This is a genomic window from Proteiniphilum sp. (genome assembly GCF_034331125.1).
In the GTDB taxonomy this organism is placed as follows: domain Bacteria; phylum Bacteroidota; class Bacteroidia; order Bacteroidales; family Dysgonomonadaceae; genus Proteiniphilum; species Proteiniphilum saccharofermentans.
The window spans coordinates 22,901-37,107 of the sequence record NZ_JAXQGC010000057.1 but is presented as its reverse complement, the minus strand read 5'-3'; the positions used below and the strand labels follow the sequence as shown (position 1 = coordinate 37,107).

The window sequence follows — 14,207 nt, the reverse complement described above, 5'->3', positions numbered from 1 at the left end:
GCACATACAGGAACTTACATCCTGCAAGCTTAATACCATGCCCGACATACAAATAAATGAGGATACGTGGATCCCGTACCCTCATCTATACATCGAAAATTATCTATCGAAAATTTCACTATCAGTAAGCATGTCCGTCGGATTCCAGGTCATCCAGGCTCAGTTTCTTTTTCTCCAGCGCCCTCCAGGCATAGAATATATAGGCAATCACGAACGGCACGAGAAGTGAAACTACCGCCATAGCCGAAAGCGTAAAATAGCTCGAAGAAGAGTTTTGCAGGGTAAGTGAACTCTGCAGGTCAACCGATGAGGGATAATAGGCAGTATTGTTATAACCGGCCACCAGCAGAAGCATAGTCACAGTCACGATAGCACCTGCACCGGCGAACCAGATTCCTTTCTTAAACCCTTTATTGAAAACCGTATTGAAAATACCATACAGGACGGACAATACTCCCAGCACAAAGAGTACCAATACGATCGGCATCTCGATGAAATTATGAAGGTATTTCATCTTCTCCATATATATCACTTTTGTCTCGGGATTTACAGCATAACCTTCAGCGACCAGCGTCCAGATCAAAAAGACAAGGAAGAAAACCACAAAAGGCACCCCGTTATACAAAGTAAATCTGCGTGATCTCGCTTCGAGTACTTCATGGTCGAGCCGGTTCACAAAGAAAAGGCTTGCCATGGTACGGGCAAGGAAGAGTACCGCCAACCCGAGGCTCAGGTTCCTTACATTTGCCAATAGCTCAAGCCCGTGAAGCGGGTTTTGCCACTGGCTGATGGTAAAACCTGAGGCACCCAGCCCGGCAATATTGCCTTTACCCACGGTGAACTCTGACCCGGTGAAGAAAGAGGAGACCACCACACCTAACAAAAATGTGCCCAACACACCATTCAGGAACAGGAATGCGCGATAGGTCTTCGGGCCAAAGATATTCCCCGGCTTGGACTGGTATTCATAGGATATAGCCTGCAATACGAAGCAGAAAAGTAGAATCATCCATGCCCAATAGGCACCTCCGAAGCTGGTCGAATAGAAGAGTGGAAACGATGCAAAAAAGGCACCCCCGAAAGTGACCAGCGTGGTAAAGGTATATTCCCATTTGCGTCCGAGTGCGTTGATCAGAAGCTTCTTCTCATCCTCTTTCTTCGAAAGGGAGTTCAACATGGACTGGCCTCCCTGCACAAACATCAGGAACACCAGTAATCCGCCAAGAAGCGACATTACAAACCACCAGTATTTTTGTAGAAAGTCGTATGTTATCATTGTTTTTATCTTTTAGTCTGTTTAACCATGTAACGGGATCAGGCCTCTTCCCCGGGAAGGGGATCCGGGCCTTTTTTGATCTGTTTTACCATAATAGCCGCTTCTGCGATTAACATTCCCGTAAACAATACCGTAAAAATGATAAAGGTAGTAATAATATTGCCCGGGGATACTGCGGACGCAGCCAGTTGTACCGGAAGAATATCCTGGATAGTCCATGGCTGGCGGCCCACTTCTGCCACTATCCATCCTGCCTGGCCGGCGATAAAGGGCAGAGGTATACTCCACAATGCCACATATAGCAACCATTTTGTGTCACGCAAATCTTTCTTGTAGATAAAATAGAGAAGGATCGCGAAGAACAGGATAGAATAAAGTCCTATGACCACCATCAAGTGGAAAGTATAGAATGTAAGAGGTACATCGGGTACCAGATCTTTCCCTGTTTCGAGGTAACCGTAACCGAAATGCGCATAATTCTCCCTGAGAATAATCTCATGATTGGCTGCATCGGCATCACGTCCTTCCGCTATGGCGGTCTGATAATCGGCCAGTGCCTGGATAGCTTTTTCTCCCCGGGCTTTTCTCTCTTCAAAAGAGAGGGCGGTAGTTCCGTCCTGAAGGGTATAGCCTCCATCTACAATATCTTTGATCCCGGGTACGAAAGCGTTCAGGTTCCTGTATCCAAGGAACGATAACAGTTTAGGTATCTCCAACTTAAAAATATAAGAATCCACTCCATCGTCATACGATTGTTTGGCTGGATTCAACATTCCTATTGCCACCAAACCGGCACCCTCTTTCCCTTCATAAAGACCCTCCATGGCGGCCAGCTTCATCGGCTGCTTCTGTGACACTTCATAGGCGGAGCCGTCACCGGTAACTGCCAGCATCACAAAAGCGACCAGCCCTACTATGCCTCCTACCTTTGCACTTTTCAGGGCAAAATCTATATGCCGTTTTTTCAACAGGTACCACGCAGAGACGCCTGCCACAAAACCGGCTCCGATTGCCCATCCGGAGAAGATGGCATGCAGGAATTTATTATATGCTACCGGCGAAAGGACTACAGCCCAGAAATCAACCATTTCATTCCGTACTGTCTCGGGATTAAACTCCATTCCGACAGGATATTGCATCCAGGCATTGGCAACCAGAATCCAGAATGCCGACAACGTAGCCCCGGCAAACACTAACCAAGTGGAGGCAAGATGCATTTTCTTGCTTACCCTGTTCCATCCAAAGAACATGACAGAGATAAATGTGGCTTCCATAAAGAAAGCAACGATCCCTTCAATGGCAAGGGGAGCTCCAAAGATATCCCCCACGAACCAACTGTAATTCGACCAGTTGGTACCGAACTGGAACTCCAGGATAATACCTGTAGCCACTCCAATCGCAAAGTTGATACCGAAGATTTTTTGCCAGAACTTGGTAACTTGTTTCCATTTTTCATCTCCCGTCCTCACATACATGGTTTCCATGAGGGCCATAATAAGTGCCAACCCAATAGTGAGCGGGACAAATATCCAGTGATAGCCGGCAGTAAGAGCGAATTGAGCTCTCGACCAATTGACTGTAGACACACTTAATAGATCCATAAATTTTGAATATTTAATCTTAATTATTCCATTGACAGCGTCTTTCCATAGCGTTTACCACGCATTATTTACAACGCCTTTTGTGATTTTTAAATAAATTTCCCCTATTTCCTTTTTTCATGCGGTGGGATATACCAAGACCGCCAGGCAATATGTGAACCTAAGCCTGCCCTATCCCACCTATGGGCGGCAAGAAACCAGGATCGCCCTGAATCCTGATCGACCCGTTCTGCTGCTCAAATTTATCGATATTATCTTTCAATGCCATCAGTAACCTCTTCGCATGTTCAGGCGTGAGTATGATTCTCGATTTGACTTTCGCTTTAGGCACACCCGGGACAATACGGACAAAATCAACAACAAATTCCGACGAGGAATGCGATATAATTGCCAGATTGGAGTAAATCCCCTGTGCAATTTCATCACTTAATTCAATCTGTATTTCGTTGTTCTTATTGAAATTTTCCATTATTTGACTGTGAATTTAATAACTCTGGCACATAATATGACCGTTTGGATACGTAGAAATGCAGTGTATGCCTGATTATCAAACAAACAGTGCTTTTCTTTGAACTATTAAAATAGTTTAAACAAAGAAACTTAATTTTCTCCAATCTACAAAAGAAAAGAAGAAAATTCTTTCCTTTTGTAGATCTATTCACCAACTACTGATTAGCCAAATACCACATTGAAGAATCATCGGGATAATTTCCTATTTTCCGGGCAGAAGATATTCTGTATTCCTTATAATTCCAATGGCGTGTAAGGCAAATCCAGCGAGTCGGCCACATTTTTAAACACCACATCCCCTTTTATAATATTCAATCCGTAGCGTAAATCCTGATATTGCCTGCAAGCCCCTTCCCATCCCATCTCAACAAGCTTTATCACGTAAGGCAGCGTGGCATTGGTAAGTGCGCGTGTGGAGGTAATGGGAACGGCCCCGGGCATATTGGCAACACAATAGTGGACGATGCCATCCACATCAAAAATTGGATCGGCATGTGTGGTAGGATGTGTAGTTTCGAAACATCCGCCCTGGTCTACGGAAACATCTACCATTACCGTGCCTGGCTCCATTTCTTTGAGCATTTCCCGCTTAACCAGGTGCGGAGCCCTGGCACCCACCAATAAGGTGGCACCGATCACCAAGTCGGCGGTTTTGATCGATTCTGCAATAGACATCTCTGTGGAGTAAAGGGTATCTACGTTTGGAGGAAGGATTTCCGACAAATACCGAAGACGGTTCAGGTTAATATCGAGTAGCTTTATATTTGCTCCCAATCCGGCAGCCATCAGGGCGGCATTATGTCCGACCACTCCACCACCGATGATCACTACTTCGGCCGGTTTCACGCCAGGCACACCCCCCAGCAGAATACCCTTGCCACCCTGCGGCTTTTCCAGATATTTGGCACCTTCCTGGACAGATAAACGGCCGGCCACCTCACTCATGGGCGTGAGCAACGGCAGTGACCCGTCTTTGTCATTCATTACCGTTTCATAGGCAATGCAGACAGCTCCGCTCGAAATCATGGCTTCAGTGAGTTTTTTGTCGGATGCAAAGTGAAAATAGGTAAATACCACCTGATCTTTTTTTATCAGATGATATTCGCTTTCTATCGGTTCTTTCACTTTCACGATCACATCCGCAATCCCATACACATCTTCAATACGGTCAAGGATGACAGCTCCGGCTTTTACATAGCTCTCATCCGGCAGGTTACTTTTGATGCCGGCACCTTTCTGCACGTAAACTTTGTGTCCCCGACCGGTAAGTTCCGAAACACCATCAGGCGTCATGGCTATTCTTCCTTCTTTGACTTTAATTTCTTTGGGTATTCCTACGATCATAATAATAAAAAAAATTATAAGTTGTTGTAAAATAATATTAGAATCAGGTGATAAATAATTGCAACGGTATTAATTCTGAGTGATCTGTTATAATATGATAGTTTCATATGACTAAAATTATTTATTTTCAATGGTGTCATATGACAATTGAGCGAAGCGAAATCGCCGACTTCCATTAAAAATCTTAACTGTAGGCAACTCGCTTTTAATCATGATCTTTGGTGAAATCATTTTCATGCTCGTTTCATATGCAAAAATAAAAAGAAAAAATAAATCTACAATCTATTCAAACGGATTTATGAATGGATCGATTTGTCTTTTTTCACGGTTGAATAATCATTTTTAATGACTCTTTCGCATAAAAATTTCTTTCATTACGGATTATATCGTATTTTTGTGACAATATTTCAGATTTTTCAATCTATAATAAATAAAATAAATAATTAGAACAATGGTAAGTTATAAAGAATTGGGTCTTGTAAACTCAAGAGAGCTGTTTAAGAAAGCAGTAGACGGCGGCTATGCTATTCCTGCTTTCAATTTCAACAACATGGAACAACTTCAGGCTATTATTTCGGCCTGTGTTGAAACAAAGTCTCCTGTAATCCTGCAGGTATCGAGCGGCGCACGTAAATACGCCAATCAGACATTATTGCGTTACATGGCTCAGGGGGCCGTACAATATGCAAAAGAACTGGGATATGAAATTCCTATCGTGCTCCATCTCGACCATGGCGACAGCTTTGAGCTTTGCAAGGATTGTATAGAGAGTGGTTTCTCTTCTGTGATGATCGACGGATCACATCTTCCTTATGAAGAAAACATCGCCCTGACAAAGAAAGTGGTTGAGTATGCCCACCAACACGATGTAACCGTGGAAGGAGAACTCGGCGTATTGGCAGGTATTGAAGACGATGTACAGGCAGAACACCATACTTATACCGAACCCGATGAAGTAGTGGATTTTGTGACACGTACCGGTGTTGACTCTTTGGCCATCTCCATAGGTACTTCACACGGTGCTTTCAAGTTCACTCCTGAACAATGCACCCGCAACGAACATGGTGTACTGGTTCCGCCCCCATTGCGTTTCGATATCCTCGAAGAAATTGAAAAACGGATCCCCGGATTCCCCATCGTTCTCCACGGATCTTCTTCCGTTCCCCAGCAATATGTGGAAACTATCAACAAATACGGAGGAAAACTGGACGATTCAATCGGTATCCCGGAAGAACAATTGCGCAAAGCTGCCAAATCGGCTGTTTGCAAGATCAATATCGACTCCGACGGACGTCTGGCCATGACTGCAGCCGTACGTGAAGTGTTTGCTACCAAACCGGCTGAATTTGACCCGCGTAAATACCTCGGCCCGGCACGTGAAGAGTTGAAGAAACTCTATATGCACAAGACTGAAAGTGTATTGGGAAGCGCCGGAAAAGCGTGACCATACAGAGATAACATAATTTGAAAAGAGGGTAAATCCACACCGTGGATTCTACCCTCTTTCACTTTACCACTTAACACCATCCGGGCATCTACCCACTCAGGTACTTTATCACCAAATCTACAAGACTCTTACCATCTTCATTCCAGACCATCCGGGCATCTACCCACTCAGGTACTTTATCACCTTCCCACCTCCAATTACCGACCGGAAAGCGCTGCCACTTTCTCGTTAAAGGCAGTCTCTTTAAGCAGGTCATCCAGGGAGATATGCATCCTGTAACGCCAGTAGTGCTCCGGATTTGCTGGTATATTGATCCGCTCGGTGGCAATATCGGGATTACGCAGTTTTTCATCGATAGACAGCCAGTCCTGCAACGGCAGGATTACCCACATGGCTGACGAACGAAGATGACGTTCAATAATCTGTCGGCAGATAGTAATATTGCACTCAGCCGGAGCAACTCCTTCGTGATGCAATACTTCGTTGTAATAGCGCTGTGTAAGTTCCCGGTTTTCAGTCCACCATAGACGAAGGGGCGACATGTCATGCGTGGAAGTAGTACATACCGACAGATAAGGCAACCGCTGTAGATCGGTGAAAGTGGCGAATGGGTCTTTTGGCATCCGCTCGATCTCCAAACTCAACATCTGCAATTCATGCATCACCGACGGTACACAGTCGGGAACCATACCTAAATCCTCTCCACAGACCATCATCCTGGTGGATGAGATAAGTACCGGTAATTTCTTCATTGCCTCTTCACGCCAGAAATAGTTATGCCGGTGATAATAAAATTCGTCATACAGGCGATTGAACGCCTCCTTTACGTGGGTGTCAAGATAGCGATATGAATGAGTATATTGCACCGTAATACGCGGATGATACCGGTGATGATCCTGCGGATCACGCACGAAGAGCACTTCTGCGCACAAAGACATAAGCCCGTCGCATATCCTCCTGCTCTTTTCATCTTTTTTATTATCAAACAGTTGTTTAACTTTTCTTTGGGTATTGCAGTGTGATTTCAATTTAAACCGCTGCCACCCTGTTATTTCAAGGTATTCCCTCTTCACTTCTTCGGTATGCTCCCCAAAAATATCCGCCAGAAAGTGTTCATGAATAAACGGTTGTACCATCCGTTCCTCATCAAAGGGGATTCCCGCACGATTGATCTCTTCTATCCAAAAAGGCAGGGCAGGCCTAAAGTGCCCAAGCGACCCCTGCACGGCGTCGAGCGGTATTTCCCAGATACGGAAAAAACCCAGGATATGGTCTATCCTGTAGGCATCAAAGTAATCTGCCATCTTGCGGAAGCGGTTTACCCACCAGGCATAACCGTCCTTTTCCATCATCTGCCAGTTATATGTGGGGAAACCCCAGTTCTGGCCGAAGAATGAGAAATCATCGGGTGGAGCACCGCTTTGGGTATCCATATGATAGAGGTCAGGGGCTACCCATGCGTCTATGCTGTTACGGCTGATACCGATGGGGATATCTCCTTTTAGTGCCACTCCCCTTTCATTGGCATATACTTTCACGCCGGAGAATTGCTGATGAAGCAGGTATTGCAGGAAAGCCCAGAATTGTGTCTCCACTCTGGCTTCGGCATCGGTATCGACCATCTCCTTCAATGCCGTACCATTGTAAGAGGCATAGTCCCCCCACTCCCTGAAATCGGCACAGCCATACTTATCACGCAGGAAGCAATAACACATATAGGGGAAAAGCCATGATTCATTCTTTTTATAAAAAGCAATATAACCCTCCGATACAAGAACCTCCTCTCCCTCTTGCTGAAAGAGTTCCCGGCTATAGCGGGTCTTTAGCGACAATACTTTTTCGTAATCCAAGTCGGGCAAGCTGTTCAACTCTTTTGCCTCTTTCAGGAAAGCATTCTGTTTTTTCTTCACTTTCAACGGGTAATCACTGCAGCCAAGATATATGGGATGGAGGGCATAGGCTGAAATGGCACTATAAGGATATGAGTCTCGCCAGGTTTTAGTGGCTGTGGTATCATTCACAGGTAACAACTGGATCAGCTGCTGCCGGGTGAGTGCTGCCCAGTCGACCATCTTGCGCAGATCGGCGAAGTCACCTACACCAAAGCTGTCGCCAGTCCTCAGGGAGAAGACAGGAATAGCCGTACCTGTGCCCCGATAAGTAAATCCCTGATAATGAAAGAGCAACCCCATTTCTACCTGTACAGTGTTTCCCCTATGTGCTGCCGTTGCCGTTAACAGGCGATTTATACCATCTTCCCAGTGTACCGCCTCACCGCTTTTTTTATCTACGATTACAAATTTATATTCACTCTTTGCAGGCAGTTTTTTTGCATCAAGCATTATTTGCCACTCCCCTTCATCGATATAAGAGAGCGGTTTCGCCAACTTCAAATCCCATACACCCAGTTCCTGGCATTCACCTGTGATCATCAATGACTGATCGCCGGAGACATAAGGACAGATCACATTCAACAAGAGAGTATGAGGATAATATTTTGAAGGGAGTGGCTTTCTTTCATGCCTGAAAACAGTATCTGTGAAAACTGTGGAATAAAGATAGGAATGATATGATTTGTTCTTCCAAAGATCATTGATAATGAATTCCCTCCGCCCCTTTGTAATATGGATCTTGCGGTTACTCCCCCATTCACGGCGAATGGTATATCCTCCTTTTCTGATGAAATAGTAGTAGCCGATATCTGTTGCCTCTTCAATATCCACTGCAGCAGACCAGTTGCCTCCATCAGCATCAAGCGTGATCGCCCGGTCTTCATTTAAATCCCCAAGTTCCGGAGTATTCCCGCAAAGACAAACCTGTTCACCCCATGCGGTATGATAATTCATTGTAAATATAAGGTGTGCCATTAGCCAATATCTGTTAACTATTTATGGTTGACAAGCAAAGCTACAATGTTTCATGAAGGAGCCGGATAAAAGCCTGCGCTTTTTATCCGGATTCCCATGCAATCGTTTGCGGGACGGTAAAACGATTCAGAGGAAGAGAAGGATCAGCAATTGGGCCGTGATCACCCTGAGGAACATCGTAAGCGGATAGACAGTTGCATAACTCACCGCAGGCATGTCATTCCCTGCTGTGGCATTTGCATAGGACAATGCCGGAGGGTCAGTCATACTACCTGCAATTAATCCCATCAAGGTGAAATAGTTCAGTTTATAGACCTTTCGGCCGATGGTACCGATGACCAGCAAGGGTACCACGGTAATAATAACCCCATAACCAACCCATTTATACCCTCCATTCACGACTGTTTCGACAAAATTCTCACCGGCACCGAGCCCTACACAGGCAAGGAATAACGCAATGCCTATCTCCCTCAGCATCAGGTTGGCACTCATGGTTGTGTATGTGATGAGTTTGTACTTCGGCCCGAATTTACTAATCAATATAGCCACAATAAGCGGCCCGCCTGCCAGTCCCAGTTTTACCGGCTGGGGAACACCCGGAATCATAAATGGAATACTTCCCAGAAGTACTCCCAATGCAATACCTATAAAAATAGAGATGAGATTGGGTTCCCTGAGACGTTTCAATGAATTACCAAGGAATTTCTCCACATTGGCGATGGATTCTTCCGAGCCCACGACTGTCACGCGGTCGCCCAGTTGCAATTGAAGACGGGAGTCGGCAATCAGGTCAACCCCGGCACGGTTCACCCGGGTGATATTGATGCCGAACAGATTCCGCAATTTCAGGCTGCCTATGGAACGTCCGTTGATCGCAGGTTTAGTAATCGATATCCGGCGTGAAACCAGTTGTGAATCCAGTTTATTCCACTCACTTCTGTCCATGTCGATACGTTGTCCGATAAACGCTTCAATCACATCTATATTCTTCAGGTTGGAAACAACCAGTATTTTGTCGTTCTCTTCGAGTATGGTCTTTGTTTGAGGGACATCCAACACGCCGGTTTTTGCATATAATACCCTTGATATGACGAATTCCTTGTCAATTAACCGTTTCACTTCACGGATATTTTTCCCGAAGATAGAGGGATTCATTACCTGCAGGGAGTACATATGCGCTTCCGTCATCTTGGAAGCATCATTACCATCCAAAGTACTGTTCTCTTTGGCAAAATTCACCTTGAAGATATGTCTGAAAAGAACGATACTCAAAATGATCCCCACCACTCCCAACGGATAAGCAACCGCATAGGCTGTAGCGATAGTAGGATCGGTAGTTCCCATTACATCGGTATAGGTCTGCTGTGCTGCTCCGAGTCCCGGTGTATTGGTAACAGCTCCCGACAATATGCCTACCATGGTAGCAATAGGCAATCCGGTTACCAGATGTATAATATAGGTGATCAATACGCCCAGCAGCACTACGCCGGATGCCAGTATATTAAGAGTGATGCCTCCCTGTTTGAATGAGGAAAAGAAGCTGGGGCCGACCTGCATCCCGATAGAATATATAAACAGGATCAATCCGAATTCTTTCAGGAAATGGAGTATATTTTCATCGACCTGCAGGCCTATATGCCCGAGAAAGATACCGAAAAAGAGTATCCAGGTCGTTCCGAGAGAAATTCCAAAGATCTTTACCTTACCCAATAGCAATCCTATCGAGATTACCAAAGCCATCACAAGTATTGAATGTGCTATACTCGTTCCGGTAATTAATTCTATCAACCACTCCATATCTTAATAACCCAATCTAATAACCTAAAACAGATAAATTTATCGGTCCTTCTGAAAATCGGCACAAAGGTAGTGCTTATTTTATTGATAACAAAATGCAACAGCCACCCATTGATCTATTTCGGAAAAGTGTCCGTAAGTTAATCCCCGGCCTTCGGCAGCAGCACGTATGGCAGGAATATCTTCCTTATAAAAACCGCTCATCACAAGCATTCCGTTTCTATTCAAAACCTGCCTGTATGCCGCTATATCCTGCAGGAGAATATTCCGGTTAATATTGGCCAGTATCACATCATATGTTTCATCGCCGAGCAATTCCGCCCCGCCCTGAAACAAGCGGATATTGTCGATACCATTCAGCCGCGCGTTCTCCATCGCATTATGATATGCCCATTCATCTATATCGATGGCGGTTATAGGGGAAGCGCCCCTCATGGATGCCAGGATAGCCAGGACAGCGGTACCGCACCCCATATCGAGAAGGGACTTGCCTTGCAGTTCCATTTCCAACAACTCCCTCATCATCAATTCCGTGGTCTGGTGATGCCCTGTGCCGAACGACATTTTGGGATCAATCAATATACTGTATTTGAACTCACCGCCTATCTTATGAAATGAACTGTGTATACACAGCATATCATCAATAACCACCGGCTGGAAGTAGTTTTTCTCCCACTCTTCGTTCCAGTTCTTATCTTCCATTTCAAGGCAGGAATAAGTGATCTCCGCTTCCAGCGGAAATTCAGAAAGAAGTAGGTCCACTTTACCAAGCGATAAACCGGATAAAGGAATATATGCATCCAACCCCGTTTCTGTCCGGACAAACGACTCGAACCCTATTTCTCCCAACTGGGCCGAGAGGACATCTGTTAACACCTCCGTATTGGGTTCACAACTGAATTGTACCTGTATATACTGCATGATGATTATTAAAATAAGGGACAAAGGTAATTCAAGTTTGTGTTGAGACCAAAAAATGTAAAAATCATTTTATTTTAGGGAGCCATTTGTTTATTTGTGTTACAAATGAAGTGGATTTTGCCAATAAGAACCGGAACTTATCTTTTTTTGTCCTATTTTTATCCACGCAAAAAATTTAGTCGTTCTTTCGTGATAACATAATCCGGACATACCCGTCTTCTATAATATCGCTTAGTGGGAACGATTATTAAACTCAGACTACACGATAATGAAAAGGACTATATTATTGATTACTATATTGGTTGCCGCCGCCCCGTTGTTTCTTTCATACGGGCAGAATGCCAAAGCGGAGGAATTGATCCACGAAGGAGTTGAACTGCATGATGAAGGTAAATTCAAAGAAGCTATCGATAAATATAATGAGGCGCTTACGCTCGATCCCAAATCAGTACAGGCAATTTACGAGTTATCACTATCCTATCTGGCATTACAGGATTATCAAAATGCATCAAAATACAGTACCCAGGTAGTCAATTCCGGCAACAAACAATTATCCCCGGGTGCCTATGCGGTAAAAAGCGAGGCGCTGGCGGGAATGGACAAGGTAGATGAAGCCATAGCATTGCTTCAGGAAGGCCTGATAAAAAATGGGGATGGATTCGTGCTGCATTATAACTTAGCGCTGAATTATTATAAAAAAGGAGATAACGACAAAACATTGGAACATGTAAAAAGATCTATTGACCTGGATAAATCCCATAGCGGTGCCTTTTTACTGAATGCGTATGCACTTAACGATAGCGGATTATGGGTACAAAGCATATTATCATTCCAGATGTTTCTCCTGTTAGAACCGGACAGTAAACGGTCGAAGGGCGCCTTCGAGGAAATGTTGAACATCATGCGTATCAAAACGGATGAAGCGCCCGTACAAAGGTCATTCATCCAGCAACAGATGATGCGCAACAAACCCGACACCATAGCTCAGGCCGATAAAATTCCGCCTTTAAGCATTGAAGAAGGGTTGAACCGCAATTTCGTATACCATGCTATTACCTCCACACTCGATTCCCTGAAAAACTCATCTGAAGAAAAAGATGACTTCATCCTTTTCAAAACTGTCAACAAAGAGATTATGAATGTACTCACCCGGGAGAGCAAAGGTGCTAAAGAAGGCGTTTTCTGGACTTTTTATATTCCCTTCTTTTCCCATATTGCAGACTCTGAATATTACGACACTTTCTGCCGTTATATAAGTGTATCCTATTTTCCTGAATCTTTGGAATGGTGGCAACAGAATCCCGGAGAAGCGATCGATTTTGTAATATGGTTTGAAAAAGGAGACGAGGAGTAATGGAAAAGTTAATAAAAATCGTTTACCTTTGCATTGAATTCCATATAAAAAGGAAATGAATAACGAGGAACAGTTACTGGAAGAATTACGAGATCCACGGACAAGCCGGAAAGGATTTGCCAGGCTTGTATCCGAATACAGTGAAAGACTCTATTGGCAGGTACGGAAAATGGTGATTTCACATGATGATGCCAACGACATTTTACAGGATGTATTCGTCAAAGCCTGGATGAATCTCGAAAACTTCAGGGGTGAAGCCAAGCTCACTACCTGGCTCTACCGTATTGCCATCAACGAAAGCATCACCTTCCTCAACAAGAAACGTAGTCAAAACCATGTCGCTTTGGATGACGACAATTCATTCCTGCTCAACACATTGGAAAGCGACTCCTATTTCGACGGCGACGAAGCACAAAAACTTCTTCAGAAAGCCATTCTTACCCTTCCGGAAAAGCAGCGTCTGGTCTTTCATATGAAATATTCCGAAGAGATGAAATATGAAGATATTTCCGATATATTGGGAACGTCGGTGGGAGCGCTCAAAGCCTCTTACCATCATGCGGTAAAAAAAATTGAAAAATTTTTAAGTGAACCCCATTAAACTTTTATCGATTCATTAAGTCTATTCAACAGAGCAGCGCAAAAATAAGAGGTATGGATACAAAAATTAACAAATTAAAAGAAATAGACAAGACTAAAAATCCTTTTAAAGTTCCCGAAAATTATTTCGCGCAATTCAATGAAGAAATAATGAATCGCCTGCCGGAAAAGGAGATTATAGTTCCAGAGCCGGTTCCAATGTGGGACAGAGCCAAGCCATGGGTCTATCTGGCTGCCATGTTCGTCGGGCTTTACATCACCATTAATTTTTTGGTAAAAACTCCCGGAAACGGCAGTACAACCGGGGATCAGCTTGCTAATCAACAGATGCTCTCCACCTCATCCGGTAATGCGGAAAGCTATTGGTCTACCGTACAGATAACCGAAGAGGAATTCTATCAATATCTCGAAGAGCAGTTGATTGATGACAGCTATTTCGATTACATGTATCATCAGTATTATTTGAACTGAACTATCATACATCATTTAA

Annotated in this window: 11 protein-coding genes; 4 read left to right on the top strand and 7 right to left on the bottom strand. The window is 44.3% G+C overall.

From position 1 onward, the window contains the following. Positions 1 to 121: 121 nt before the first annotated feature. The 4 genes from cydB to ald form a co-directional block, all read right to left on the bottom strand. Positions 122 to 1,276, bottom strand: a complete 1,155-nt coding sequence (cydB, locus tag U2P89_RS13735) for a cytochrome d ubiquinol oxidase subunit II (RefSeq protein WP_091909408.1) — start codon at positions 1,274 to 1,276, stop codon at positions 122 to 124. Positions 1,277 to 1,314: 38 nt separating this feature from the next. After that, a complete protein-coding gene (locus tag U2P89_RS13730; RefSeq protein WP_322191662.1) occupies positions 1,315 to 2,877 on the bottom strand; it encodes a cytochrome ubiquinol oxidase subunit I in 1,563 nt (520 codons plus the stop codon). Between the two features lie 160 nt (positions 2,878 to 3,037). Next, the gene (locus tag U2P89_RS13725) at positions 3,038 to 3,346 is read right to left on the bottom strand and encodes a DUF3467 domain-containing protein (RefSeq protein ID WP_076930671.1); all 309 of its coding nucleotides are present in this window, start codon (positions 3,344 to 3,346) and stop codon (positions 3,038 to 3,040) included. A 275-nt stretch (positions 3,347 to 3,621) separates the two neighbouring features. Further along, entirely contained in the window at positions 3,622 to 4,731 is a 1,110-nt protein-coding gene (gene ald / locus U2P89_RS13720) for an alanine dehydrogenase (protein ID WP_092025234.1), read from the bottom strand. 451 nt (positions 4,732 to 5,182) lie between these two features. On the opposite strand from ald, the gene U2P89_RS13715 reads away from it, so the two are divergent. Next, the gene (locus U2P89_RS13715) at positions 5,183 to 6,175 is read left to right on the top strand and encodes a class II fructose-bisphosphate aldolase (protein ID WP_076930673.1); all 993 of its coding nucleotides are present in this window, start codon (positions 5,183 to 5,185) and stop codon (positions 6,173 to 6,175) included. 200 nt (positions 6,176 to 6,375) lie between these two features. Here U2P89_RS13715 and U2P89_RS13710 read toward each other — a convergent pair whose 3' ends face one another. The 3 genes from U2P89_RS13710 to prmA all read right to left on the bottom strand — a co-directional run bounded on the left by U2P89_RS13710 (position 6,376) and on the right by prmA (position 11,763). Next, positions 6,376 to 9,045 carry a 4-alpha-glucanotransferase gene (locus U2P89_RS13710; RefSeq protein ID WP_091909902.1) on the bottom strand — a complete coding sequence of 890 codons (2,670 nt, stop codon included), beginning with the start codon at positions 9,043 to 9,045 and terminating at the stop codon, positions 6,376 to 6,378. Positions 9,046 to 9,171: 126 nt separating this feature from the next. Then, on the bottom strand, positions 9,172 to 10,842 hold the full coding sequence (locus U2P89_RS13705; protein WP_092025237.1) for a putative transporter: 1,671 nt from the start codon (positions 10,840 to 10,842) through the stop codon (positions 9,172 to 9,174). An 81-nt stretch (positions 10,843 to 10,923) separates the two neighbouring features. Further along, positions 10,924 to 11,763 (bottom strand): 50S ribosomal protein L11 methyltransferase, encoded by an 840-nt coding sequence (gene prmA / locus U2P89_RS13700; protein WP_091909907.1) that lies wholly within the window; start codon positions 11,761 to 11,763, stop codon positions 10,924 to 10,926. A gap of 268 nt (positions 11,764 to 12,031) precedes the next feature. On the opposite strand from prmA, the gene U2P89_RS13695 reads away from it, so the two are divergent. The 3 genes from U2P89_RS13695 to U2P89_RS13685 are packed head-to-tail and all read left to right on the top strand — an operon-like array spanning position 12,032 to position 14,188. Continuing rightward, the gene (locus U2P89_RS13695) at positions 12,032 to 13,117 is read left to right on the top strand and encodes a tetratricopeptide repeat protein (RefSeq protein WP_091909911.1); all 1,086 of its coding nucleotides are present in this window, start codon (positions 12,032 to 12,034) and stop codon (positions 13,115 to 13,117) included. A 55-nt stretch (positions 13,118 to 13,172) separates the two neighbouring features. Then, complete coding sequence (locus U2P89_RS13690; protein WP_092025240.1) at positions 13,173 to 13,718, top strand: RNA polymerase sigma factor; 546 nt, start codon at positions 13,173 to 13,175, stop codon at positions 13,716 to 13,718. 53 nt (positions 13,719 to 13,771) lie between these two features. Then, positions 13,772 to 14,188, top strand: a complete 417-nt coding sequence (locus U2P89_RS13685; RefSeq protein ID WP_322191661.1) for a hypothetical protein — start codon at positions 13,772 to 13,774, stop codon at positions 14,186 to 14,188. The last annotated feature ends 19 nt before the right edge of the window (positions 14,189 to 14,207 follow it).